At 44.2% G+C, this 23,328-nt stretch carries 23 protein-coding genes; 3 read left to right on the forward strand and 20 right to left on the reverse strand.

Going from position 1 to position 23,328, the window contains the following annotated elements; genetic code table 11:
* Positions 1-45 precede the first annotated feature (45 nt).
* The 18 genes from P8F77_RS13935 to P8F77_RS14020 all read right to left on the reverse strand — a co-directional run bounded on the left by P8F77_RS13935 (position 46) and on the right by P8F77_RS14020 (position 19,257).
* Complete coding sequence (locus tag P8F77_RS13935) at positions 46-528, reverse strand: gamma carbonic anhydrase family protein (RefSeq protein ID WP_006565580.1); 483 nt, start codon at positions 526-528, stop codon at positions 46-48.
* Positions 529-540: 12 nt separating this feature from the next.
* On the reverse strand, positions 541-2,496 hold the full coding sequence (locus P8F77_RS13940) for a fructose-bisphosphatase class III (protein WP_006565581.1): 1,956 nt from the start codon (positions 2,494-2,496) through the stop codon (positions 541-543).
* A gap of 86 nt (positions 2,497-2,582) precedes the next feature.
* Positions 2,583-3,992 (reverse strand): ATP-dependent Clp protease ATP-binding subunit ClpX, encoded by a 1,410-nt coding sequence (gene clpX, locus P8F77_RS13945; protein ID WP_024726716.1) that lies wholly within the window; start codon positions 3,990-3,992, stop codon positions 2,583-2,585.
* A 29-nt stretch (positions 3,993-4,021) separates the two neighbouring features.
* Entirely contained in the window at positions 4,022-5,413 is a 1,392-nt protein-coding gene (locus P8F77_RS13950) for a PLP-dependent aminotransferase family protein (RefSeq protein WP_024726715.1), read from the reverse strand.
* A 22-nt stretch (positions 5,414-5,435) separates the two neighbouring features.
* Positions 5,436-6,206 (reverse strand): peptidylprolyl isomerase, encoded by a 771-nt coding sequence (locus P8F77_RS13955; protein WP_024726714.1) that lies wholly within the window; start codon positions 6,204-6,206, stop codon positions 5,436-5,438.
* A gap of 14 nt (positions 6,207-6,220) precedes the next feature.
* Complete coding sequence (locus P8F77_RS13960) at positions 6,221-7,210, reverse strand: Gfo/Idh/MocA family oxidoreductase (RefSeq protein WP_024726713.1); 990 nt, start codon at positions 7,208-7,210, stop codon at positions 6,221-6,223.
* A 102-nt stretch (positions 7,211-7,312) separates the two neighbouring features.
* Positions 7,313-9,148 (reverse strand): ABC transporter ATP-binding protein, encoded by a 1,836-nt coding sequence (locus P8F77_RS13965; protein ID WP_024726712.1) that lies wholly within the window; start codon positions 9,146-9,148, stop codon positions 7,313-7,315.
* Positions 9,141-11,309, reverse strand: a complete 2,169-nt coding sequence (locus P8F77_RS13970) for an ABC transporter ATP-binding protein (protein ID WP_024726711.1) — start codon at positions 11,307-11,309, stop codon at positions 9,141-9,143. Before P8F77_RS13970 ends, P8F77_RS13965 begins: the two co-directional genes overlap by 8 nt.
* 18 nt (positions 11,310-11,327) lie before the next feature.
* Positions 11,328-11,789 (reverse strand): MarR family transcriptional regulator, encoded by a 462-nt coding sequence (locus P8F77_RS13975; protein ID WP_024726710.1) that lies wholly within the window; start codon positions 11,787-11,789, stop codon positions 11,328-11,330.
* A gap of 102 nt (positions 11,790-11,891) precedes the next feature.
* Positions 11,892-12,824: an alpha/beta hydrolase gene (locus P8F77_RS13980; RefSeq protein WP_024726709.1), complete on the reverse strand. Its 933-nt coding sequence runs from the start codon at positions 12,822-12,824 to the stop codon at positions 11,892-11,894.
* An 18-nt stretch (positions 12,825-12,842) separates the two neighbouring features.
* On the reverse strand, positions 12,843-13,514 hold the full coding sequence (locus tag P8F77_RS13985; RefSeq protein WP_270430228.1) for a DUF6320 domain-containing protein: 672 nt from the start codon (positions 13,512-13,514) through the stop codon (positions 12,843-12,845).
* Entirely contained in the window at positions 13,501-14,787 is a 1,287-nt protein-coding gene (locus P8F77_RS13990) for a hypothetical protein (RefSeq protein ID WP_024726708.1), read from the reverse strand. The genes P8F77_RS13985 and P8F77_RS13990 overlap by 14 nt, the downstream gene beginning before the upstream one ends.
* Before the next feature lie 226 nt (positions 14,788-15,013).
* Entirely contained in the window at positions 15,014-15,520 is a 507-nt protein-coding gene (locus P8F77_RS13995; RefSeq protein ID WP_024726707.1) for an SEC-C metal-binding domain-containing protein, read from the reverse strand.
* 349 nt (positions 15,521-15,869) lie between these two features.
* Positions 15,870-16,214 carry a Fic family protein gene (locus P8F77_RS14000; protein ID WP_330606997.1) on the reverse strand — a complete coding sequence of 115 codons (345 nt, stop codon included), beginning with the start codon at positions 16,212-16,214 and terminating at the stop codon, positions 15,870-15,872.
* Between the two features lie 24 nt (positions 16,215-16,238).
* Entirely contained in the window at positions 16,239-16,871 is a 633-nt protein-coding gene (locus P8F77_RS14005) for a hypothetical protein (protein ID WP_235824515.1), read from the reverse strand.
* The gene (locus P8F77_RS14010) at positions 16,861-18,264 is read right to left on the reverse strand and encodes an AAA family ATPase (RefSeq protein WP_024726705.1); all 1,404 of its coding nucleotides are present in this window, start codon (positions 18,262-18,264) and stop codon (positions 16,861-16,863) included. Before P8F77_RS14010 ends, P8F77_RS14005 begins: the two co-directional genes overlap by 11 nt.
* A 478-nt stretch (positions 18,265-18,742) precedes the next feature.
* Positions 18,743-18,916, reverse strand: coding sequence for a hypothetical protein (locus P8F77_RS14015; RefSeq protein ID WP_155854002.1), 174 nt, complete (start codon positions 18,914-18,916; stop codon positions 18,743-18,745).
* Positions 18,913-19,257 (reverse strand): hypothetical protein, encoded by a 345-nt coding sequence (locus tag P8F77_RS14020; RefSeq protein ID WP_024726704.1) that lies wholly within the window; start codon positions 19,255-19,257, stop codon positions 18,913-18,915. Before P8F77_RS14020 ends, P8F77_RS14015 begins: the two co-directional genes overlap by 4 nt.
* Before the next feature lie 107 nt (positions 19,258-19,364).
* On the opposite strand from P8F77_RS14020, the gene P8F77_RS14025 reads away from it, so the two are divergent.
* From P8F77_RS14025 to P8F77_RS14035, 3 genes are all read left to right on the forward strand, one after another.
* Positions 19,365-19,511 carry a hypothetical protein gene (locus tag P8F77_RS14025; protein ID WP_347256151.1) on the forward strand — a complete coding sequence of 49 codons (147 nt, stop codon included), beginning with the start codon at positions 19,365-19,367 and terminating at the stop codon, positions 19,509-19,511.
* Positions 19,512-20,158: 647 nt separating this feature from the next.
* On the forward strand, positions 20,159-20,905 hold the full coding sequence (locus P8F77_RS14030) for a tyrosine-protein phosphatase (protein WP_024726702.1): 747 nt from the start codon (positions 20,159-20,161) through the stop codon (positions 20,903-20,905).
* Positions 20,902-21,087, forward strand: coding sequence for a hypothetical protein (locus tag P8F77_RS14035; RefSeq protein WP_024726701.1), 186 nt, complete (start codon positions 20,902-20,904; stop codon positions 21,085-21,087). The genes P8F77_RS14030 and P8F77_RS14035 overlap by 4 nt, the downstream gene beginning before the upstream one ends.
* Before the next feature lie 41 nt (positions 21,088-21,128).
* Here P8F77_RS14035 and P8F77_RS14040 read toward each other — a convergent pair whose 3' ends face one another.
* Both P8F77_RS14040 and P8F77_RS14045 read right to left on the reverse strand, forming a co-directional pair.
* Positions 21,129-21,995: an aldo/keto reductase gene (locus P8F77_RS14040; RefSeq protein WP_148458722.1), complete on the reverse strand. Its 867-nt coding sequence runs from the start codon at positions 21,993-21,995 to the stop codon at positions 21,129-21,131.
* Positions 21,996-21,998: 3 nt separating this feature from the next.
* Positions 21,999-23,318 (reverse strand): replication-associated recombination protein A, encoded by a 1,320-nt coding sequence (locus P8F77_RS14045; protein WP_024726699.1) that lies wholly within the window; start codon positions 23,316-23,318, stop codon positions 21,999-22,001.
* Positions 23,319-23,328: the final 10 nt, after the last annotated feature.

The raw sequence follows: 23,328 nt of genomic DNA on the forward strand, positions 1-23,328 counted from the left end.
CCCTAAAAATAATCTTGCTTAATAGTTATGAAATGTCTATTGAAATTATGATTTTTTCTCTATGAGATGATTTTGTGCAGTTTCCACATAATACCGGCTGCTTTCCCTGATATGGCGGATTTCTACTTCTGTTACCGGACGGACCACCTTTGCGGGACGTCCGAACGCAAGACTTCCGTCCGGGATTACGGTTCCTTCCGTCACAAGGCTTCCCGCCCCGATGAAACAATGTGTGCCGATCTCGGCTCCGTTCATGATGATGCTTCCCATGCCAATCATTGTCTCATCCCCAATAGTGCACCCGTGAAGAATCGTGTTGTGTCCTACCGTCACCCGCTCCCCTACGAGAACCGGATGGCCTTCCTCCACGTGGACCGTGCAGTTTTCCTGGATGTTGGTCTGATTTCCGATCTTTATACGGTTTTCGTCGCCCCTGACCACAGAGGAGAACCAGACAGAAACTCCGTCTCCCAATTCCACGTCTCCCAGCACTGCAGCCGTAGGTGCCTGATAATATGTCTTTTCCATAGTGTCTGCTCCTTAGATTCTTTCTGAAATTTCTCCTTTTCGGTATGCTGTCACGAGACAGCCCAGATCCTTAATGCTTTCCTTTATTCGTTTTCCGTTGTCCGTATCCCCGACCCGTTTCCTGCGGATCACCTTTTTAGACAGGACCGTATCTGAATGTATATCTGTTTCTTCACGGATAACAAAATCTCTGGATTTAAACGGCTCATGGGCAACCAGTTTAATTCCGTAAGAATTGGAAACGAGAGTATAACCTGCGATCCCTGTTTTTTTCTGGTATGCCTTTGAAAAGCCTCCGTCAATGATGAACAGCTTTCCTTTGCATTTGATTGGGCTTTCTCCGTCCTTGACAGCGACAGGCATATGGCCGTTGACGACATGACCTTTCATGCCGTCGGCATCAAACTCCTCCAGTATCTGGTAAAGGACTGCCTCCTCCTCGATCAGCTGATAATAATAATCCTTCGTCTCCTTTTTCAAGTCAGGGTCCTCCACAAAATAGCGCTCGAAGGTAGCCATCTTATCTTTTCCATACACCGGAGAATTTTCATTGGACCATATGTACCACATGATATCCTGTCCGTACTTTTTCTTCGGTGAATTTTCCTGCTCAAAATATCCCTGGCGGGCGTGGTGTTCCAGCACATCGCAGAGGGCCTTCCCCGCGTATTTCTTTCCGTTGATCTTCACCTGACGGAAACTTCCGTCTGCATTCAGCGGAACGCAGCCGTGATAGAGCACCATGTCGTTATATGTAAGATACATACTGCCTTTTGAAAAAAGAAACCGCACATGTTCCTGCAAATGAGCACAGTATTTGAACGAAGTAATCAAATGTTCCATCACATACTCTTCTTCTTTGGTCAGCCGGTACGGATCCTTTGGATCGATAGTCGGAAAATGAGTATCCTTTAACGGGTATTCTTTTCCCCGCATACAGATGGTGCCTTTTTCATAGTTGATCTTATCCAGAAGCAGGCGCTCCTCCATGCCGAAATCCGGTCTTCTCCTGATCAGACGGCCCTCCAGTTTAAATTGAATGACGGCAATGGCCTTGTGCATCTTTTTATTTAGATCCAGCTCCCTGACATCCTCTTCCTGGACATCCCCCGAGATCGTAAACAGTTCGCAGGGATCATCCTTATAACAGTCCAGCGCAAACCTCGCCAGAGGGATGAGATTGATTCCGTATCCGTTTTCCAGGGTATCCAGATTATTATATCTGGCGCTGATCCTCACCACATTGGCAATACACGCCCCGTGTCCGGATGCCGCTCCCATCCAGAGAATGTCATGATTTCCCCACTGGATATCCAGAGAATGATAATCCATCAGACAGTCCATGATCCGGTGTGCTCCCGGTCCGCGGTCATAGATATCCCCGATCACATGGAGATGGTCGATGGTCAGCCTCTGGATCAGATGGCCCAGGGCTGCGATCAGCTCCCTGACCTGCCCGGTCTTTAAAACCGTCTCGATGATCTGGTCAAAATACTCGTCCTTGTCCAGCATTCCGTGTTCTGTGATCAATTCCTCCATGATGTACGCAAACACCGGAGGCATAGCTTTTCTCACTTTCGATCTCGTATACTTGCTTGCGGCCAGCTTCGCCATGAGGATCAGCCGGATCAGCGTGGTCCGGTACCAGGAATCCAGCTCTTCTTCGGACAATTCCTCTTCCATCAGGTCCATCTTCTGCTCGGGATAATAGATGACAGACGCCAGATTCTTTTTCTCTTTGATGCTTAAAATATTGCCGAACTGGTCGTCAATCTTCCCCCTGATCGCCCCGGAACCGTTTCTCAATATGTGGCTGAATTTCTCGTACTCCCCATGCAGATCGGAAACGAAGTGCTCTGTTCCTTTGGGAAGATTTAAAATAGCCTGCAAATTAATAATTTCCGCAGAGGCCGCAGAAATGTTTGGGTACTGCTTGGACAATTCTTTCAAATACTTAAAATCATTCATACACAATCCTCCATAAAGCTATTATATCATCTCCTCAGCAAAAATATTAGGCAAAAAGCCAGATCATATGATCCGGCTTTTTTCTGTTATTGTCCCCGCAGTTCGATCACCGGCGTACCGTGATTTAAAATATAATCCCTGTTGATGATCACTCTTCCGATCGTGTCATCCTTCGGAATCTCAAACATGATATCCAGCATAAATTTCTCTATGATCGCCCTTAATGCACGGGCACCTGTCTTCTTTTCCAGCGCTTTTTCCGCGATTGCTTCCAGCGCACTTTCGTCAAATATCAGCTCAACTTCATCCAGCTCCAGAAGCTTCTGGTACTGTTTTAAGATTGCATTTTTCGGCTCTTTCAGAATACGGACCAGCATATCCTTTGACAGCCCTTCCAGCGTAAATACCATCGGGAGTCTCCCTAAAAATTCCGGTATCATACCGTATTCCCGCAGATCATCCACAGTGACTCTGGACAGAATGTTCTCGTCTTTGTCAAATTTATCTTTTAGGTCTGCATGGAAGCCGATAGATGTCTGCTTCATGAGACGCTTTTTGATGATTTCATCAAGATCAGGAAAGGCACCCCCGCAAATAAACAGGATGTTCTTTGTATTAATTGTCGTCATGGGCACCATGGCATTCTTGCTTGTTGCACCCACCGGCACTTCTACCTCCGCACCCTCCAGAAGCTTTAACAGCCCCTGCTGTACGGATTCTCCGCTGACATCACGGCTGTTGGTATTCTGTTTCTTTGCGATTTTATCGATCTCATCAATAAAAATAATGCCGTGTTCTGCCTCGTCGACATCATTGTCTGCTGCCTGCAGAAGCTTGGAGAGCACACTCTCCACATCATCTCCGATATAGCCAGCCTCCGTCAGAGAAGTGGCATCCGTAATGGCAAGCGGCACCTGAAGAAGCCTCGCCAGAGTCTTTACCAGATACGTCTTTCCGGAACCGGTAGGCCCGACCATGAGCATGTTGGATTTGTCGATCTCGATCTCTTCCATGGTGTTGGTCACCACCCGTTTATAGTGATTGTAGACCGCCACAGACATGACCTTTTTTGCATAATCCTGTCCTATGACATATTCATCCAGCATAGCCTTGATCTTGTGCGGTGCCGGAATATCTCTTAAATTTAATTCTTTTTTTTCTTTCTTTTTCTTCTTTTTATCTTTTTTCTTCACTGCCTGCGCAGGCGGTTCCTGCATATTTTCCATCAGACGGGATAAGTCCATATTGTTCAGGTCCATGTTTGTGGCATCGATAAAGCTGAACTGTCCGTTTCCCATACTGTCCATAGTTCTCTGCATACAGTCTACGCAGATATGTATATCCTTGGGAAGCGTGATCATCTTTCCGGTAATCGATTCCGGCCTGCGGCACAGATAGCAGTAGCGCTCCACATCATGGGTTTCGTCTTTCTCCTCAGTAGTTTTTGCAGGCACTTCTTTTTCTTCTAATTCTGTTTCATTTATTTCTTCAGACATTATTTGTACCTCATTTCTTGTAGAAAATGTCATGCCAGCCGGTAAACATCCCGGATGGCTTTAAGTCCTTTTATCATATCTTCTTTCTGCATTTTCGTAAAGCCTAAAATATACTGCTCCTTTTCGGGACCTCCGTCTATATAATACATCGAAAGAGGATAAACCCTGACTCCCCTTTTCAGCAGTTCTTTTTCAAACCAATCTGTATCCTGAATATGAAAATCAACGCGCACATGAAGGCCTGCTCCGGCACCGTAAACTGTGATCCGGCTGTCAATTTCCTTCAGCTTTTGAATCAGAAGATCGTGCTTTTCTTTATAAACATTTCTCATCCGGTTTAAGTGCCGTTCAAAATGACCTTCCGACAAAAAAGAGGTGAGTACACTCTGGTCGATCCTGGATACCGCACAGGAAAAAATACCCGCAGTCTTTCTGTATGCAGGCACAAGGCTTTTGGGCAGCACCATATAACCGATTCGTATGGCAGGGGCGATCGCTTTAGAAAAAGTACCCATATATATTACCTTATCACTCTCGTCGATGCCCTGAAGGGCCGGGATCGGCTTTCCATAGTACCGGAACTCACTGTCGTAGTCATCCTCAATAATATACCGTTCTTCCTTTTCTCTGGCCCATTTGATCAGCCGGCTCCTTCTGCCGATCGGAAGAACTACACCGGTAGGATACTGACGGGCGGGCGTGACATAGGCGAGATCCGCACCGCTCTGCTCCAGCTGCGAAACCCTCATGCCTTCCTCGTCCATGTCTACGGGAAGTACCTGAAATCCGAGTTCGCGGACCGTCTGATAGGCGTTTAGGTATGCCGGGTTTTCCATGGCCATGGTCCTGCCCTTACCCAGAGTCAGGCTCAGGAGAAACAGCAAGTTTTCAATCCCCGCTCCTATGATAATCTGGCTGGTGCCCACGTGGACGCCTCTGGACTGCCTGAGGTAATACATAATAGCCCTCCTCAGGCCTAAATCCCCCTGATTTTCTCCTTTTTGGAACAGCTCACTGTTGTCGTTCATCATGACTTCTTTCAGAAGCCGTCTCCATACATTATAGGGGAACAGAGTCATGTCGACTCCTACGGGAGAAAAATCAAAAGGGATCGGATCTTCCTCCTGCACCGGATCTTCCTCCTCTGTCTCCACGGGAATATTTAAAGACGCCAGGTCTTCCACCTGGCAGATAAAATATCCGCGCTTGGGCTTTGCCTCAATATATCCTTCGGCTGTCAGCTGGCCGTAGGCCAGATCGATCGTATTCCGGCTCAGGTCCATATGCTTTGCCAGCCTCCTGGTGGACGGAAGCCTGGACCCGCAGGGCAGAGCCCCACTCCGTATTTCATCCCGGATATAAGTATAAATCTGCCTGTAAAGCGGTTCTTTTTTTGTGTGATCCAGTCCGATGGTAAGCATCTGTCCCTCCCCAGCAGTTTTTCTAGTAATTCTTTACAGTGATTTTTTGAATGACAATGTCTTTTTTAGGTTTGTTTTCGGCCTTTGCATCTGACACAGTCTGAGCCTGGGCAATCTTGTCCAGAACATCGTATCCGTCATACAGCTGTCCGAATACCGTGTAGTCTCCGGTCAGAGACGGGTATCCTCCCTGGTCTTTAAACAGATTCCTCTGCGATTTTGTAAGCTCTATCGGAGAAGAATCCAGCATTTCATCAGTGATTTCCCTGTTCTGCACTACAAAAAACTGGCTTCCGTTAGTGTCGGGTCCTGCATTTGCCATACAGAGAGCGCCTCTTACCGGGATCAGTTTGTCGGAAGTCTCATTCTTGAACTCTTTTCCCCAGATGCTCTGCCCGCCTTTTCCTGTTCCCGTCGGATCGCCTCCCTGGATCATGAAATCTTTGATGACCCTGTGAAAAATAATTCCGTCATAATATCCGTTGGATGCCAGAGTCAAAAAGTTCTTGACTGCCAGCGGGGAGTCTTTGAGGAAAAACTTAAACTTCATTGTTCCGTAACCCTTGACTTTCACAATGGCAACCGTCTCCCCTTTGGACGGTTCCCCGATCTGCACAGTCTTTTTAGCTCCGTTGATCCTGATCTCTTTATATTTGCTGAGTACCTTTGCCTCTGTGGATGTCCGGGCGGTGGTTTTTGCTTTCTCTGTTTTCTCCTGTTTTTTTCCGGTCTGGCATGCACAAAGCGCTAATGTGCAGAGGATCAGCCCCCCTGCGATCAGTTTCTTTTTCATGAATCTGTTCTCCTTTACTGTTCTGTGATTTTATCTGCCGGAAATACGATTCCGGTCTGCCGTCTGGCTTCGTCTATGATCTTCATTTCCATGACAGAAGCTTCCAGATATGGATGGTCTGTCTGCCCTGTCTCTATCAGTTCCACAAAGGTCTGTGCTTCGTAATTCATCGGGTTGGAACGGCTGTCACATTCAATGATCTCTTCGCTGCCGTTGTTGTAAAGAATCTTGATCTCTCTTGGATTCGGGCACTCTGACACGATCATGCAGCCCTTCTCTCCCTGGATCTGGGTCGGAAGCTTGGAATTGGTGATCTTTGAGTAAATGACTTCCGCCTGTTTATCCCCATAGGACGCGATGAGAGAGCCTGCCCCGTCCACACCGTTGTCCAGGAATATGGCATCTGCCAGTATTTTTTCCGGCATCCCGAATAAAGCTGCAAGAAAATGCACGCAGTACACGCCGATGTCCATAATGGCTCCGTTGGAAAGCTCGGGCTTAAAAGCATTTTCAATAATTCCGTTTTTAAACTTGTCATATCGTGAAGAATACTGGCAGTACTGGATCGTGGCACGGCGCACGGTGCCGAGCTTAGGAAGATGTTCTTTCATTGCTTTAAATCCGGGTGTATGTACGGACTTCATGGCTTCCATAAATACGACCTGGTTTTCCTTTGCCGCCTGAATCATCAGTTCAAGCTCCGTTAAATTGGATGCCACAGGCTTTTCACATAACACGTGCTTTTTGTGGTTGAGCATCATCATCGTGTGCTTAAAATGACAGTAGGTAGGGCTTGCCACATAGACCGCATCGATCTCAGGGTCCTTTGCCAGTTCTTCATAATTATCATATACCTTATCGACCCCGTATTTGGCCGCAAATTCTTTCCCCTTTTCCATTGTCCTTGAATAGACCGCTGAAAGCTCGATCCCTTCGACCTCCCGGATGCCTTCCAAGAGCCAATCCGTGATAAAATTCGTTCCTATACATGCCAACCGTACCATAATTTCCTCCTTATACCTAAATGCAATTTAGCCTCTGGCACATCGGGGCAAAAATGCACCGACGGTACCGGAGGCTTTCAGGACCGGAAGATAAAATTCCTTCTAGTCCGCTGTTTCAAACTGACTGTTATAGAGGTTCGCATAGAAACCGCCTTTCGCAAGCAGTTCCTCGTGATTTCCCTGTTCTACGATATCCCCGTGGTTCATGACGAGGATCATATCAGCATCCTTGATCGTAGAAAGACGATGTGCGATGACAAAACTGGTCCTTCCTTCCATCAGATTATCCATGGCTTTCTGTATCCGCTCCTCCGTCCTTGTATCAACGGAACTGGTAGCTTCATCTAAGATCAGGATCTTAGGGTCGGCCAGGATCGCTCTCGCAATGGTCAGAAGCTGTTTCTGTCCCTGGGAAATGTTATTGCTCTCCTCATTTATTATCATATCATAACCTTTCGGCTGTGTCTCGATAAAATGATGGGCAAATGCAGCTCTTGCCGCTCCCTGGATCTCTTCTTCGCTGGCGTCTAACTTTCCGTACCGGATATTATCACGGACGGAAGCATTGTAAAGCCATGTATCCTGGAGAACCATTCCAAACATCTGCCGGATATCGCTTCTTTTAAAGTCTCTGACATCATAACCGTCGATCTTGATCGATCCGCCGCTGACATCATAAAATCTCATCAAAAGTTTGATCATCGTCGTTTTTCCTGCGCCTGTCGGCCCGACGATAGCGATCTTCTGTCCTTCTTTGACTTCCACGGAGAAATCGTTAATGACCCTCTGTTTTTCATTGTACCCGAAGGATACATGTTCAAAGGTCACATTTCCGTCCAGCGAAGACACATCCACAGGATTCTCCTTTACTTCTTCTTCCTCCTCTTCTTCGAGGAATTCAAAGACACGCTCTGCGGAGGCCGCGGTCGTCTGCATCATATTGCCGACCTGGGCCAGCTGGGTGATCGGCTGGGTAAAGTTTCTTACATACTGGATAAATGACTGGATCTGCCCTACCTCAATGGTATTCTTGATTGCCAGAAAGCCTCCCAGGATCGCAACGACCACATAGCCAAGGTTTCCCACAAACTGCATCAGTGGCATCATTGCCCCGGAGAAGAACTGAGATCTCCATGCTGAATTATATAATTTTTCATTTACTTTTTCAAACTCTTCCACAACACTCTTTTCTTTATTGAATACTTTTACGATGTTGTGGCCGCTGTAAATTTCCTCTACCTGGCCGTTGACTTCCCCAAGCAATGCCTGCTGCGCCTGGAAATAAGGCTGGGATTTTTTCATGATTGCCCCGATCATCAGGAAGGAAACCGGAAGGATCACGACCACAGCGACCGTCATCGGAACACTGATCCTGATCATCATAACGAACACACCGATAATGGTAGCCACAGAAGTAATGATCTGTGTCATACTCTGATTCAGACTCTGTCCCAGAGTATCCACATCGTTGGTGATCCTTGAGAGCACTTCACCAAACGTTCTGCTCTCAAAATATTCCATCGGCATCCTGTGGATCTTTTCAGAAATATCTTTTCTCATCTGGTATGTGGTGTTGTTGGACACGTGGGTCATAATCAGTCCCTGGAGGAATGAAAATGCCGCAGATGTCAGGTACAGTCCGAGAAGCGTCAGCAATATGCCCCGTATCTTGGAAAAATCAATACCGCCGGTTCCCTGGACTTTTTTTACCAGTCCGTTAAAAATTTCAGTTGTGGCATTTCCCAGTATGGTTGGGCCTACAATGTTGAATACCGTACTGGCAATGGCAAACAAAATAACAAAAGCGATGGCGCCGTAATATCGTCTCATGTATTTTAAAAGCTTTTTGATGGTTCCTTTGAAATCTTTTGCCTTTTCTCCGCCCTGCATCGGGCCGTGACCCATTCTCCTGACTGGTCTTCTGTTCTGATTACTCATGTTCTGCCGCCTCCCCTCTAGCTTTTGCAAAATCGTCCTCAGATAACTGGGATTTTGCAATCTGTAAGTAGACCGGACATGACTCCAGCAGTTCTTCATGAGTTCCTGTGCCCACGACACGGCCCTCATCTAAGACAACGATCTGGTCTGCGTGCAGTATCGTACTGATCCTCTGCGCAACGATCAGGGTCGTGCTTCCCTTTGTCTCTCTGGCCAGTGCCTGCCGAAGTGTCACATCCGTCTTATAATCAAGTGCGGAAAAGCTGTCGTCAAAAATGTAGATCTCCGGGTCCTTGGCGACCGCCCTGGCGATGGACAGCCTCTGTTTCTGTCCTCCGGATACGTTGGAGCCTCCCTGGGCGACCGGAGAATCATATGCCTCTTTCTTTTCTTCGATGAAATCTGCAGCCTGTGCAATCCTTGCCGCTTTCTTCACCTCTTCTTCGGATGCATCCTCTTTTCCGTAACGCAGGTTCGAGTCGATGGTTCCGGAAAACAGGACACCCTTCTGGGGTACATAGCCCAATTTATCTCTTAATTCCGACTGTTTTACCTCCCGGATATCCACTCCGTCAACAAAAATGCTCCCCTCCGTCACATCAAAAAACCTTGGGATCAGATTGATCAGCGTAGACTTTCCGCTTCCTGTGCTTCCGATAAACGCCGTAGTCTTTCCCGAAGGCGCCGTAAAACTGATGTCGTGGAGCATATCCTCTCCTGCATCAGGATATCGGAAAGAAACATGCCTGAATTCCACTTCTCCCTTTTTTTCATTCAGAAATTTTTTCGGCTGTTTTGGATCTTTGATCATGATCTCCATGTCTAAAATTTCATTGACACGCTCTGCTGCCACCTGGGCTCTCGGCATCATAATGGATACCATGGATATGAAAAGGAATGACATGATGATCTGCATCGCATACTGGATGAATGCCATCAGATCTCCCACCTGCATCCTTCCCAGGTCAATGTTGTCTGCTCCAACATAGACGATCAGGACTGTCATGGCATTCATAATCAGCATCATGAGCGGCATCATAAAAGTCATCGCCCTGTTGACAAACAGGTTGGTCTTCATCAGGTTCTTATTGGCCGTATCAAACCGTTCTTTTTCGTGCTTTTCGGTGCTGAATGCACGGATGACAGGAAGTCCGGTCAGGATTTCCCTGGATACAAGATTCAGCCGGTCGATCAGCTTCTGCAAAACCTTAAATTTTGGCATGGCCACTGTAAACAGGACTAAAATTACGGTCATGATCGCCACGACTCCGATGGCAATGGTCCATGTCATGTCCACATTGGTCTTCAGTACTTTATAGATGCCTCCAAGCCCCATCAGCGGTGCAAATACAACGATCCGGAACATCATGGTCACAAACATCTGGATCTGCTGGATATCATTCGTGCTCCTGGTGATCAGGGACGCCGTGGAAAACTTATCAAACTCTGAGTTCGTAAAATCCATGACTTTTTTAAAAATATGGTCACGGAGAATCCTGCTCAGTCTGGCTGCCAGTTTTGCAGACAAAAGCACCACGGTTACGGACACAGCCATAGCCAGCAGCGCAAGCCCCACCATAATGGCTCCGGTCCTTAACATATAGTTGGTCTGTATCTGGTCTAAATCAAGTCCCATGGCCTTATATTCAGCTTTTACAAAAGAGATCGCGGCCTGGCTGATGATGCTTTCCGGCATGTCGTCAATGCTCTTTCCCTTGAATTTCTGCGCCATCCTGGCATTTTCTTTGGTCTGGCCGCTTTGCTCCATCATTTTCATTTCCAGCATCAGCATCGGTTTTGACAGGATTATGTCTAAGTCCTCCCTCTCCTTTTTACTGATGTCTTTTCTCACATAGAGACGGCCTTTTTTATAAGAACTATAATCTGAGTCTTTCACCTGTTTTCTCGAATATAATTCATAGGCATCCTTCACTTTCTCTGCATCCTTTGGCTTCATCATTCCCATGAGTGCCTTCATGGACTCTTCCCGGACGGCATCCGGCACTGCGTCCTCAATTCCGCCCTGCTGGATTCCCACATTGACGATATTGGACGTATACGTCGGGATCGTCAGTTCACAGCTGACCTGCACACACAAAAGCAAAACAATACATGCGATCGGGATATATGCTTTTTTCAGATATCGGAATATTTTCAGCATGATGTCTCCTTTCTACGATTATTCCTTACATTTACAAGTTTCTATTTCCAAATCAACTAATTTATCAAGCCCCTCATAAAACTTTGTGAGCAGCCGGAACAGTTCTTCTTTTTCCTCTTCCGTGAAGGTCTTCATGACCTGATTTTTGATTTCGACGGTAGCTTCGGAAATTTTCTCATAGATCTGCCGGCCGTGCTCCGTGAGATACACGAGGCTCCTCCTCTGATCTTCCGGATCCTGCTTCCTGATGACAAACTTTCTTTTTTCAAGCCTGCGGATCATGACATTGATCGTTGAAGGCTTAATGCCCAATTTATCTGCAATTTCCTTCTGAGTCACTCCTTCTTTCTTGTAAAGGCCGGTGATCAGCGGCATCTGCCCCGGATGCAGACCTGCCTCTTTTAAATAGGCAAATCCGATTGCAAAATTCTTATGGTTGATCTTCAGAAGCAGGTGATAAATGCCGTCATCTTCATACATGATGACTCCTTTCTAAAACTTTGAAAAAATACATTAGTTGTCTAATCATTAGTTGACTAATAGTTATCATAGCACAGTGCAAATGGAAATACAAGAAAAGAATTATGAATATTTAGTAACGTTTTTTGGTCCGAAAATCATTCTGAAAAAGGTCCTGATCTCTCTCCAGGCCTCTTTGCTTTCCGGCAGCATTCCCATCGCCAGTTGAAACACATGGAACATGTCGGGATAGACACTGTATCTCACCGAAACACCGCTTTCCTTCGCCTTTCTTGCCGCTCTCAGTGTATCGTCCAGCAAAACTTCCCTGCCGCCTGCCTGAAACAGCATCGGAGGAAATCCATGATAATCTCCGAACAGCGGAGAAATATATGGATTGTTTACATCCTCACTTCCCGGATACAGAGAATCATAAAGCATCGTGACCTTTGATCTGCCGAACAGCGGATCTCTCCCGTAGTTATACTTAAGACTTTCTCCGCTCAGCGTCAAATCCGTCCACGGTGACATCAAAATAAAACCTGCCGGCATGGAAATTCCATGATCCTTCAGATATAATCCGAGAGCCAGCGCAAGTCCTCCCCCCGCCGAGTCGCCTGCAACCACAATCTTTTCCGGCAAAAACCCCTTCTCCTCTGTCAGCCATCGGTAGGATGAGACAGCGTCTTTAAGCGCCGCAGGAAACGGATGTTCCGGCACAACCCGGTAATCCGGTGACAGGACACTTCCTCCCCCGCTGCAAATGGAGTACTGAAGGGCTGCTCTTCGGTATGCGTTTCTAAGAGTCCCGATATATCCGCCGCCGTGAAGCTGCAGAACTGCCAGGTCATTTTTATCCTGATCCGGAAATAAAAATTCCATTTGAAAATTCTCATGTGCCCGTTTCTCGTTTGTATATCCTTTCGGACACTTCCACCGATATTCCTTCGGATTCTGGTGTCCCATGCCGGTGGCATACGTCCTTCCTCTGGGTGTCGCTGTAAATCCTCTGATGCATTGAACGGCCATCTGTCCGCGCAAACTTGCTCGTTTCATAGTATGCTCCTTCTCTGATTAAGTGTGAAATCTTCTGGCCAGTTCATTTTTCCCCTGCTTGTTTCCCGCCGCTAAAATAACAAATACCGTCAGCACTGAAATTCCGCAGGATATCCATGCGATCAGCGGCTGTTCAAAGAGTCCGAACAGGTACATGATGACCGGTACCACACTCAAGACCGCTATAAAAATCAAGTACATCAGATAACTGTACCATGTCTTTCTGTTTACCAGTACCAGCACTACCACTGCCAGATCTGCCGTCAGGATCAGCCCCGGTATGACATAAGCCGCAGACCATCCTTCATATCCGATGACATAGTCAATGACAGATACCAGGATTCCTCCGCCGATTACCTCCACAACAATTTTTGCAGCCAGATTTCTCCTGTGTACAATCGAATAGGATACAGTCACCATCAGATATAAAATACTTGCAAGGACGATTGCCGACCAAAGGAATCCATTATATGTAATATAATTGATGATTCCCATAAGAACTGCAATCATACCAAGCAGAATAAAAAAAATATTTTTAATCCCGTAAAGCCTCTCTCTTTCTTCTTCCGGATCAGGGTACATTCTCTCCGGCTGAAAGGGTTTTCCGTCGTCAATCAGTACCCTGTTGCAGAGCGGGCACGTCACTGTCTCATCCAGGACTTCCACCTGGCAATTCTTACACCTTTTCATTGATTACCCCATTGCTTTCTATGGCTACTTTGATTCCTTCCTTCGCCAGATTTCTGAAAAAAGCTTTCTGCAGATAGCTTTCCTGGAATACCGACGTAAATGTGATGACCGCCTGGTCTTTATAACTCAGCATGGCGCATTTCATCTCCTGTGTCTTGAAGACACCCATCATCACATGAAATTTCTCGATCTCATCCTCATATCCGGGAAGCACTTTGATCTGTCCCAGGTTGGACAGCGTAGTAGTCGCTGACTTGCTGGAACGCCTGAACTTATAACTTAGTCCAAGGTTTTTCACAGCCAGCGGCAGAATCCGTATAAATGGGTTCTTCTCTGCTGAAACATTATAGGACAGCACCTCCTCGATCTTTTCCTTTTTAATCTTTTCGTCCATCTGCCGGCTGACTTCAGAAAGGACCTCCTGAAACGTATGGTCCTCCCCCCTGGATAAAAATTCTATCAACGTCACCGCATAAAAGTTGCTGGTCGTACTGGAGTCAAAAAAAGCCCTTAAATTGATCGGCAGATTAATCCCGATAGGATTTTTATCCTGCTGCCTGTTCATGTATTCTTCATATATACTGTATATTAATACGGCGGTCAGATATTTAGTGACACTGACCCCGCAGCTCCTGCAGGTTTTCTTCAGATCCGCAATACTGACATAACCGTGTATGACGCTGATGGCGCCTCCGTAAATCCTTCTTCCTTTCATCTGATAAGCTTTTTGCGTGCTGTAACCCTTTCCCTTTTTCTTTCTGTAATGCTTAAAGTAACTGTCTTCCTGATCCAAAATACATTCTTCGCTCGGAGAATATTTTTTCATCTCTCCTTTGGACTCGTTCCTGAGCAGATCAATATAGCGGTAAGTGAGCTCCTTTAAAAACGTGATGGCTCCCATGCCGTCTGAGACAGCGTGGAATACTTCCAGATTGATCTTCCTTCTGTAATAGGAAACACGGAACAGAAACTTCCTCCTTCCATGGGGATCGATATACCGACAAGGATACTCGGTCTCATCCTCCACCTGGGGCCGGTTCTTATTTTCTTCAAAATAAAACCAGAAAAATCCCCTTCGAAGCCGCACCCGAAACACGTCAAACCACGGAAGGACATCTTCCAGCGCTCTCTGGAGCAGTTCCGGACGTACTTCCTCTTTCAGAGTGGCTGAGATACGGTAAACATGGCTGATCTCCCTGTTTGCGATCACCGGAAAAAGCTGGGCCGTATTGTCAAGCTTCCTCCATGTAATATGATCTTCTCTCTTTTTCATAATTCTTACCTTCCCAAAAAGCAAAATTAAAAGAAATTTCTATCTATAAACAAAAAGCTGCCAAACTTAATTGACAACTTTTCGGGTGTTATAAACAGTTTTACAGCACAGTCGGAGGACAGCATCTTTTGTTGAGAAGATACCACCTCCAGAAGACATTATGACCATTTTCTACATGATTGGAGTGAGGCATTCTAAGAGCTGAACGGAAATCATGTGGAAAATGTCACGCATTTCTTCCGCAGCACTTTTTGTATTTCTTGCCGCTGCCGCAAGGACACGGATCATTTCTTCCGATCTTCTCGCCTTTTACAACTGTCGTGGATGATTTCTGTTCTTTATATAACTCTTTTCTTCTCTCTTCTGACAGAATATCATTCCACTGTTCCAGCTCATACAGCCATTCTGCACGGCATGCAACCATGTTGTAGTATAATTTTTCAAAGTCGATATCTAAAGTTACTTCTGTATCTTCCTCCATCTCCTCGATCGGATTCGGAGTTTTCAGACTGTCATTGATCCCATCCAGAAAACCTACAAAGAACTGAAGTTCAGTCTCGTATTTTTCTGCCAGCTCTTTGACGGTTCCTTTTTCTACAAAGTCTTTATCTGATAATAACTTTTCGTAAATCTCTTTTTCGATTCCAAAATAGGAAAGCCAAAACTGCTGTCCTTCCTGTGTACGGTCGTCAAATTTATACGCATAGTCGCGCCATTCCTGAAGTAATCCCATGATTTATCCATCCTTTTACTGATTTTATTGCTTTCGTGATACTTAAGATACTATAACAAATTTAAAATATTTTTTCAATCTGTGTATAAAAATAATTACAGGGGACATACTCTTAATGTCTAATCAATAGATTAGAATACTTATCCTCCCCTTTACGTGCAGGAGGCCTTGAGTTTCAGGGTCTTCTGCATGTTTTTTATTTAATTGAGGGGCCGTGGAGCTGAAATAGACTTGCCCACTTTGTTCTCTGCTAAAACAGATTTCGTACAATCAATTCCCTATTCCGCAATTCGTATTTTTCCTCTATAAGTAAGTTATAAAAAAATCGTTCCAGATATTTAAATTCTATTCAAATCCCTTTTGGATAGTTTGCATAGTTAGAACGCACAAGAGCGTTTCTGAAATATTGAGCATGTTTCTGAAACATATCGTTATTGACTGGAAAACCAATACTGTTTAAATATCGTTCGATAAATACCGCAGTAGTTCTCGTATTTCCTTCTCTAAACGGGTGAGCAACATTCATTTCTACATATTTTTCAACAATTTTATCGAAAGTTGGTTGTGGCATTTTATTAACACTCTGCAATGCCGCTTCCAAATTATTGAAAAATCCCGAATCAAACATCTGAACTGCATTCTTTTTACTAATTAATTCTTCTGTTTTGTAATTCTTCCGTAATGCAAATCCCAAGATTTGTATGCCTCTCGATCGAATTCATACCATCCTCAATATATGCCCATGTTTCTTTATATTCGCCCTCAACAGAAAAATCCGATTCACAGATAAACTTGACAAATCCTTCCAGATTTTTCTATATCTTATAGCAAACGCATATGCATCATCTTCCTTGTCCTCATCTGTACTGTTTCTCTTATTATGTAATACATGATCTAAATTACAAGACATATAATACACTTTATAAGGAATCTTCCAGATTTGTCCTGTGCTCGTGAGACGATACAAATTTTCCTGTTTCTGCTGATTACGTCTGATAATTGCCTGTCGATTCAATGTGTGAATTCCATCAGATTCATACAAAATCTCATTACAATCCTGTTCTTCCAATATTCGATCCTCAGGAATATACGCACCATCTGTATCAACAATATGAATGATTTGTTTAAAGTCTTTTGCTGTATAATGATGCGATTTTGCATAACCACGCACCTCATTTCCTATTTTGGAAATAATATTTTGTGAAGTTACTCCTGTTCTGGTAGTAATATCACCGTGCATGATATAAACATACACCGAATCTTTATCATATACTTGATTCAACATGACACCCAGAGCAGCATTGTCTGAAGGACCTTCTACAATGACAAGTACAATTTTCTTACGAGCCAAATACTTCACCCGCCTCTCTGAACGCTAAAGCTATCTCATAATTATTGGTCGGATTATAAACCGGCTCATTCTGTTCACCTAAAACAATATCTCGATAATAGAAATCCCGGAGATTATTGTTTCCTTTCACATTTGTCATACGAATGTAACGATTATCCGGATTTGTTGTTGTAAAAGCAATAAATCCCTTATCAATCGTTTCCAACGGCCTAAGATTATGAGATGTAAAGATCAACTGCCCTTTTCCTCTTTCGGATATAATATTGAGAAGTTCGCCTAATAAATATTCAAAAATTCCGGCATCCATTTCATCAATAGCAACTGTAATAGATGGATTGTTATATACAACAATTAACAACTGTAAAATCGAAACAATTTTTTTAATTCCTTCTGACTCATATTGAAAAGGAATTGCTTTATTATTTTTTAAAGACATCAATTGAATAAGCCTTCCAATCTTACCATCCTTCGAAACCATCGGTCCCAAATCAACAATATCAATTGTTAGGCCCGGAATGATTTCTTCTAAAACAATGTTCATATTAGAAATAATTTTTTTCACCAGTTCCATTGCATCCTCCGGAATTGGAGCTGCCACATTCAGGGGCAGCATTAAATTTCCAACAGTTTCTGAATTTTTTTCTTTATACTTAAATGCCAACGGCAAGGCATTCATGCTAATCAATCCCGAATTTTCCGTGTCAATAACAAAAAGTTCTCTGTTTCCAAATGTGTATAACCCTTCAATTAATGCCATATATTTTTCGTTCTTACAGTTTTTCCTAAAGGCATTTATCATTTCTCGTGAAAAAACGAATGTTCTTCCCTGCGTCTGAACAAGACGTTTCGTTACAAGCAATTCTGTAATATCATTTGTTACTTCACCTAAAAGTTCATTAAATTTCGACTTTGGCACAAACACTCCTGAAGTTCTTGTATCAACAAGTGGCCCCTTACGGACTTTTTCATCCTTTGAAGTGTATGCGAAGCTTAATACTTCATCATATATTTGTGTTTTATATTCCAGATCAGCATTTACGCCTTCTTCATTAGAATGTGTATCATCTATCATTTTCTTTAATGAAAATTGATACCAAATGTCATAACTGACTTCATCCCTTTGCATTTTAAATTGAAATTTTAAAGTAGCATGGTCTTCGTCAACATGAACATAATCCGCATATTTTTCCGGAATAGCCTTTCCACATAATGCAAATTTAAGCACTTGTAATGCATCAACTAACGCAGTTTTCCCTGAACCATTTTGTCCATACACCCCCACAATACTTGCACGATAATTTTTTTTGCGATTTGTAAGATCAAGGGTTCCGTACTTTACATTTTTAAAATTCTCTATAGTTATATTTTCTATCCTGACAAAACGTCCGCCCATAACAACCTCCATGCCCCTATATAATTCATATTTCTGTATTATTTCTATTGATGCTCCTATTATATCATTCCCTTATTTATAATTCAATATTCAATCTCATATTCTATACTTTTTGTTCCGCTTTTGTCCTTCGATTTTCTTGTCGTATTTATTAGAAAAACGCGGGCTCCACAATCAAATGAAATCCGCCAAAAATTTACGTATATACTATTTCATTCAACACAATCCCCTCCTGTGCCTCTTCATTCACATCTGCAAGATAAGCCCAGAGCCAACAGTTCAGTACCAGACCGTTAAACAATATCGGATTGCTATTTTTCAAAAATCACTGTCAACAGTCTGTGATCCGCTACACTTGGCGGAGATACATGCCATGCCCGGCGCACATAGAAAAGGAACACCCTTTTTTATAGGTATTCCTGAATTTTATATGTTATTTAATTTTATTATGGAGTGATACAAAGTAATTTGTTGCTGTTTATGCCACTTTTCCTTGGTGTCCCAATGTTACCTTTCCATCTCCAAATGCATGTACCTGCCAGATAGCAGAGGTAAATCTTGCTATATGACTCACTAATTCAAATTCATCACAGGCAAGATAATTAAAATGTCTTTCCTCTTCAAAATCATATTGGAATGTATCTTCAATCATAAAAAATTAGCATGCTTTACAGTCTCTCCATTCAAAATCGGGTCTGCTTTAGAAATATTATATGATCTGATCTCTCCCGCAATATCATAAATCCCCCGAAACAAGTATTTATGAATTGACTTCAGCACAGCCGGACTGAAAGTGAAAGAATCATCCTTCAATAGTTGTACAATACGGTTTGATACTAAGTCACATTCCATTCTTCGACTTATCCGGTCATCTTCCGTCATATTTTCGTAATGAGAATACAAAAGCTTTTCAACAGACTCATTCGATAATTTACCGTATATATTTTCCTTGGACAATTCTATCAGATAGTCTGATACCTCCAGATAATCCACTTCCTGTAATCCAATCGCAGTCTTCCAATATTCTTCATTCTTTCACCGCCTTTGTAGAGAGACTATCATAAGAGCTTAATGAAAAGATTGATGTTTCGCAGCCTACCATGTCCCATCATATGAAAATTTTGTGTGATTCCGGAGTTGTATCGGGCCGCAGAGAAGGCAAATGGACCTACTATTCAATTTCATCTGAAGGAGTGTTCTTTGCCCTTCGGACTTTGCATGCACTGACAGGCAAAAAATTATCGTAAAAATTTAGTGGTGACCTGAGCAATCATAAAGATCGCTGCGAAAATTATTTATACTCTATACATAAATACATTTATATATATCTATATATAAGAAAGGGCTTTAACAACATGGATACAATAAAATCAATATGGATTTTCTTTCAGAATGAAATCCCCGGAATGAATTGGCTGAACCAAATCATAAAAAAACTTTTAGAATCCTTTGGCCTTGATACCTCATCCAGGGTTGGAAACAGTATACAGTTTTTTATATATGACACGATGAAGATCATGGTGCTGCTGGGAATATTGGTCTTCCTAATCTCTTACATCCAAAGTTACTTTCCGCCGGAAAGAACAAAACGAATCTTTTAATGAATCTGATCATGTCCTGGATGTGCCGCAGGAATCTTTGTGCTTTAAAAACAGAGTCAAATATGCATGGAAGACAGCAAAAATCACAGTAAAAGGGGTCACACCATATATTTTGGCGGGTGTCGCCATAGGCGCGGTTATTCATAACTGTTTTGTGGGATACTTTTTCAATGTATTCCAGTATCTGTTTATATAAAGAAGAACGTCACACTCTGTCCAAAATCACCCCTTGTATCTTCTTTCTCTTCCCATTAAAATAGAAGAAACAAATCTATTGTGCGGGAGGTTATCTTTTGAATTACACACCATTAAAAAGAATCCGTTTAGAACATGCATTTAATATCAGGGATCTGGGCGGCCTGGAAACCGCGGATGGCTCAGTCATCCGATGGAACCGCCTATACCGCGGTGACTGTCTTGCATTCCTTTCTCCAGACGAATGGAAAAAGCTTGAGAAATGCGGGATTGTCTCTGTCATAGATCTTCGGAGCAGATCCGAGACACTCCTTATGAAAGATCAGGTTCCGGAGTCAATGCAGTATTATCACTGTCCCCTTCAAAAAGAAGAGATTGACTTTGAAAATGCTGCAGACTCAGCCTCAAAGGCCTTCACCAAAAGCCTGGCTGACGGTTATCAGAAAATGCTGTATGACAGTCCTGAGTTGATCGCCGGCACAGTGAAAACTGTCGTTCAATGTCTTAACAAAGGCGGAGTTCTGTTCCACTGTACCGCAGGGAAAGACCGGACCGGTGTTCTTTCTGCCATACTCCTAACACTTCTTGGCGCTGCCAGAGAAGACATCGTCGCAGAATATCAGGTTTCCTTTACATACAATCAGCGCGGCGTAAACAAAGCAGCCATGAAACTTCCTGACTATAAATCCATGCTTCCGATGCTCGGCTCAGATGCCGCCCATATGGAACAGCTGCTTAATTTGTTTGAAGAACTTCACCTTGTGTCCTATCTTACAAAACATGGATTGTCCGATCCTGAAATTACACATCTGAAAGAACTTGTCTTGGAAAGGAAAAACTCATGAAACAAAAAACAAAACGTATCCTGTCCATCCTTGTGATCCTGTCCATTTTTCTCGTCATAGGCCTCACTCTGTTTTGTGCATTTACCGGAAACGGAGCGTTCTACGGTATGCTGGCACTGATGTTTTTTTATCCGCTGCTCCTGTGGGTGCTTATTTTTCTATACAAAAAAAGTAAAGACTGAAACAGAAGGTGCTTCCCATTCCCGGAATGCACCTTCTGTTTTTAAAATCCTACGACTTGTCTTGTTCTCGGTATACTCGGTTCCTCCCCGATCATCCCATAAGATCTGAGCGTTGCAATCTTTTCCATATCTTCTTCATTGATCTCAAAATCAAAAACATCTGCATTTCCCCTGATACGCTCCATGCTGGACGCTTTCGGCAGCGGGACCACACCTTTTTGCATGATCCAGCGAATACAAATCTGAGCCACAGTACGGTCGTATTTTACGGCCATTTCTTTTAACAGCTCTCTTTTAAATGCCTGTCCCTGAATCAGCGGACTCCAAGCCTCCGGCACGATCTGGTTTTCTTTGCAGTAAGCGGCCATCTCTTCCTGAGGATGCTGCGGGTGAAGCTGCACCTGATTGACCATTGGCATGATCTTTGCATGGTTCTTTAATATTTCCAGATGTTCGATCATAAAATTGCTGACACCGATGGCTCTGATCTTACCCGCCTCATAAAGCTCCTCAAAAGCTCTCCATGTGTCAAGGATATCCTGCTCATAGTCGTCCTTATGCTCGATCACAACCGGCCAGTGAATGAGGTAAAGATCCAGATAGTCAAGGCCTAAATGTTCCAGTGTTTTATCAAATGATTTCTTTGCCTTTTCATATCCATGGTCTGCATTGGGAAGCTTGCTCGTAATAAACAGTTCTTCCCTGGGCACTCCGCTCTCGCGGATTCCTTTTCCTACACCTGCCTCATTGGCATATGCAGCTGCCCCGTCTATATGGCGGTAACCAGCCTGAATCGCCATTTTCACACTCTCACAAACCACATCGTCTGGGGACTTCCAGGTCCCAAAGCCAATACATGGAATTTTTACTCCATTTCTCAGCGTATATCCATCCTGTAAACTGTTCATGACTCATTCCTCCCTCAGGCTTTCCAAATATTTCCTGATATTTTTCTCGTATCCATTCTCTGTTGGTTCATAAAATACGGTTCCCATGAGTTCATCCGGAAGATACTGCTGTTTGACATAATGTCCCGGATAATCATGGGCATACCGGTATCCGATCCCCCGTCCCAGTTTGGACGCCCCTTTGTAACTGGCATCTCTCAGATGGTTTGGAACCATCCCGTTTTTTCTCTTTCTGACGGCCTCCAATGCCTGGTTCACAGCCATATAAGCCGCATTGCTCTTAGGCGCCCCCGCCACATAGGTCACCGCCTGTGCAAGAATGATCCTGGCTTCCGGAAGTCCGACCCTCTCCACAGCTAAAGATGCCGCGACCGCAACCTGCAGAGCCTGCGGGTCCGCGTTCCCCACATCTTCCGAAGCGCAGATCATGATCCTCCGGGAAATAAAGGTAACACTCTCTCCGGCATCGATCATCCTGGCCAGATAGTAAACTGCGGCATCGGGATCCGATCCCCTCATGCTCTTAATAAATGCAGAGATAATATCATAGTGGTTGTCCCCGCCCTTGTCATACCGCATGACCCGCTTCTGGATGCACTCCTGGGCCACGCCGATGTCAATCACGATCTGTCCGTTTTCTCCCGGTTCTGTGGTGAGGATTCCAAGTTCAATGGCATTCAGGGCACTCCTCGCATCGCCCTCGGCCATGTCTGCCAAAAAGTCCAGGGCTTCATCCGTAACCTTGGCCTGATAGATCCCCATGCCCTTCTCGTCGTCGGTCACGGCTCTGACCAGCAGCTTTTTAATGTCCTCTGCCTCCAGAGACTTGAGTTCAAAAACGTTGGATCTTGAGATGAGCGCCTGGTTTACTTCAAAGTAAGGATTTTCCGTTGTGGCCCCGATCAGGATGATTGTCCCGTCCTCTACAAAAGGCAGCAAAAAATCTTGTTGGGCTTTGTTAAACCTGTGGATCTCATCGATGAACAGAATCGTTTTTTTCTGGAACATCCCCAGTGCTTCTTTGGCCTCCTTCACGGCTTCCTGCATTTCCTTCTTGCCGGAGGTAGTGGCATTCATCTGCACAAAATTGGCCTGGGTTGTCTGGGCAATGACTTTTGCTAACGTCGTCTTCCCAGTACCCGGCGGCCCGTAAAAAATGATCGAGCTGAGTTTATCTGCCTGAATGGCCCGATAAAGCAGCTTGTCCTTTCCTATGATATGCTCCTGTCCCACGACTTCATCGAGGTTTTCAGGCCGCATCCTGCCGGCCAGCGGAGCTTCTTTCCTTCCGTTTTTCTGTCTTGCATAATCAAATAAATCCATATCTCCTCCT

Origin of the sequence: Anaerostipes sp. PC18 (assembly GCF_039789045.1) — a bacterium.
Lineage (GTDB): Bacteria > Bacillota > Clostridia > Lachnospirales > Lachnospiraceae > Anaerostipes > Anaerostipes hominis.

Excerpts from the sequence above, each read along its gene's own strand:
- P8F77_RS14025 (WP_347256151.1), top strand. The coding sequence starts at position 19,365 with ATGTCCCATCATATGAAAATTTTGTGTGATTCCGGAGTTGTATCGGGC.
- P8F77_RS13940 (WP_006565581.1), bottom strand. The coding sequence starts at position 2,496 with ATGAATGATTTTAAGTATTTGAAAGAATTGTCCAAGCAGTACCCAAAC.
- P8F77_RS13970 (WP_024726711.1), bottom strand. The coding sequence starts at position 11,309 with ATGCTGAAAATATTCCGATATCTGAAAAAAGCATATATCCCGATCGCA.
- P8F77_RS13985 (WP_270430228.1), bottom strand. The coding sequence starts at position 13,514 with ATGAAAAGGTGTAAGAATTGCCAGGTGGAAGTCCTGGATGAGACAGTG.
- P8F77_RS14035 (WP_024726701.1), top strand. The coding sequence starts at position 20,902 with ATGAAACAAAAAACAAAACGTATCCTGTCCATCCTTGTGATCCTGTCC.
- P8F77_RS13990 (WP_024726708.1), bottom strand. The coding sequence starts at position 14,787 with ATGAAAAAGAGAGAAGATCATATTACATGGAGGAAGCTTGACAATACG.
- P8F77_RS13960 (WP_024726713.1), bottom strand. The coding sequence starts at position 7,210 with ATGGTACGGTTGGCATGTATAGGAACGAATTTTATCACGGATTGGCTC.
- P8F77_RS13995 (WP_024726707.1), bottom strand. The coding sequence starts at position 15,520 with ATGGGATTACTTCAGGAATGGCGCGACTATGCGTATAAATTTGACGAC.
- P8F77_RS13980 (WP_024726709.1), bottom strand. The coding sequence starts at position 12,824 with ATGAAACGAGCAAGTTTGCGCGGACAGATGGCCGTTCAATGCATCAGA.
- P8F77_RS14040 (WP_148458722.1), bottom strand. The coding sequence starts at position 21,995 with ATGAACAGTTTACAGGATGGATATACGCTGAGAAATGGAGTAAAAATT.
- P8F77_RS13975 (WP_024726710.1), bottom strand. The coding sequence starts at position 11,789 with ATGTATGAAGATGACGGCATTTATCACCTGCTTCTGAAGATCAACCAT.
- P8F77_RS14045 (WP_024726699.1), bottom strand. The coding sequence starts at position 23,318 with ATGGATTTATTTGATTATGCAAGACAGAAAAACGGAAGGAAAGAAGCT.
- P8F77_RS13935 (WP_006565580.1), bottom strand. The coding sequence starts at position 528 with ATGGAAAAGACATATTATCAGGCACCTACGGCTGCAGTGCTGGGAGAC.
- P8F77_RS14015 (WP_155854002.1), bottom strand. The coding sequence starts at position 18,916 with ATGATTGAAGATACATTCCAATATGATTTTGAAGAGGAAAGACATTTT.
- clpX (WP_024726716.1), bottom strand. The coding sequence starts at position 3,992 with ATGTCTGAAGAAATAAATGAAACAGAATTAGAAGAAAAAGAAGTGCCT.
- P8F77_RS13950 (WP_024726715.1), bottom strand. The coding sequence starts at position 5,413 with ATGCTTACCATCGGACTGGATCACACAAAAAAAGAACCGCTTTACAGG.
- P8F77_RS13965 (WP_024726712.1), bottom strand. The coding sequence starts at position 9,148 with ATGAGTAATCAGAACAGAAGACCAGTCAGGAGAATGGGTCACGGCCCG.
- P8F77_RS13955 (WP_024726714.1), bottom strand. The coding sequence starts at position 6,206 with ATGAAAAAGAAACTGATCGCAGGGGGGCTGATCCTCTGCACATTAGCG.
- P8F77_RS14010 (WP_024726705.1), bottom strand. The coding sequence starts at position 18,264 with ATGGGCGGACGTTTTGTCAGGATAGAAAATATAACTATAGAGAATTTT.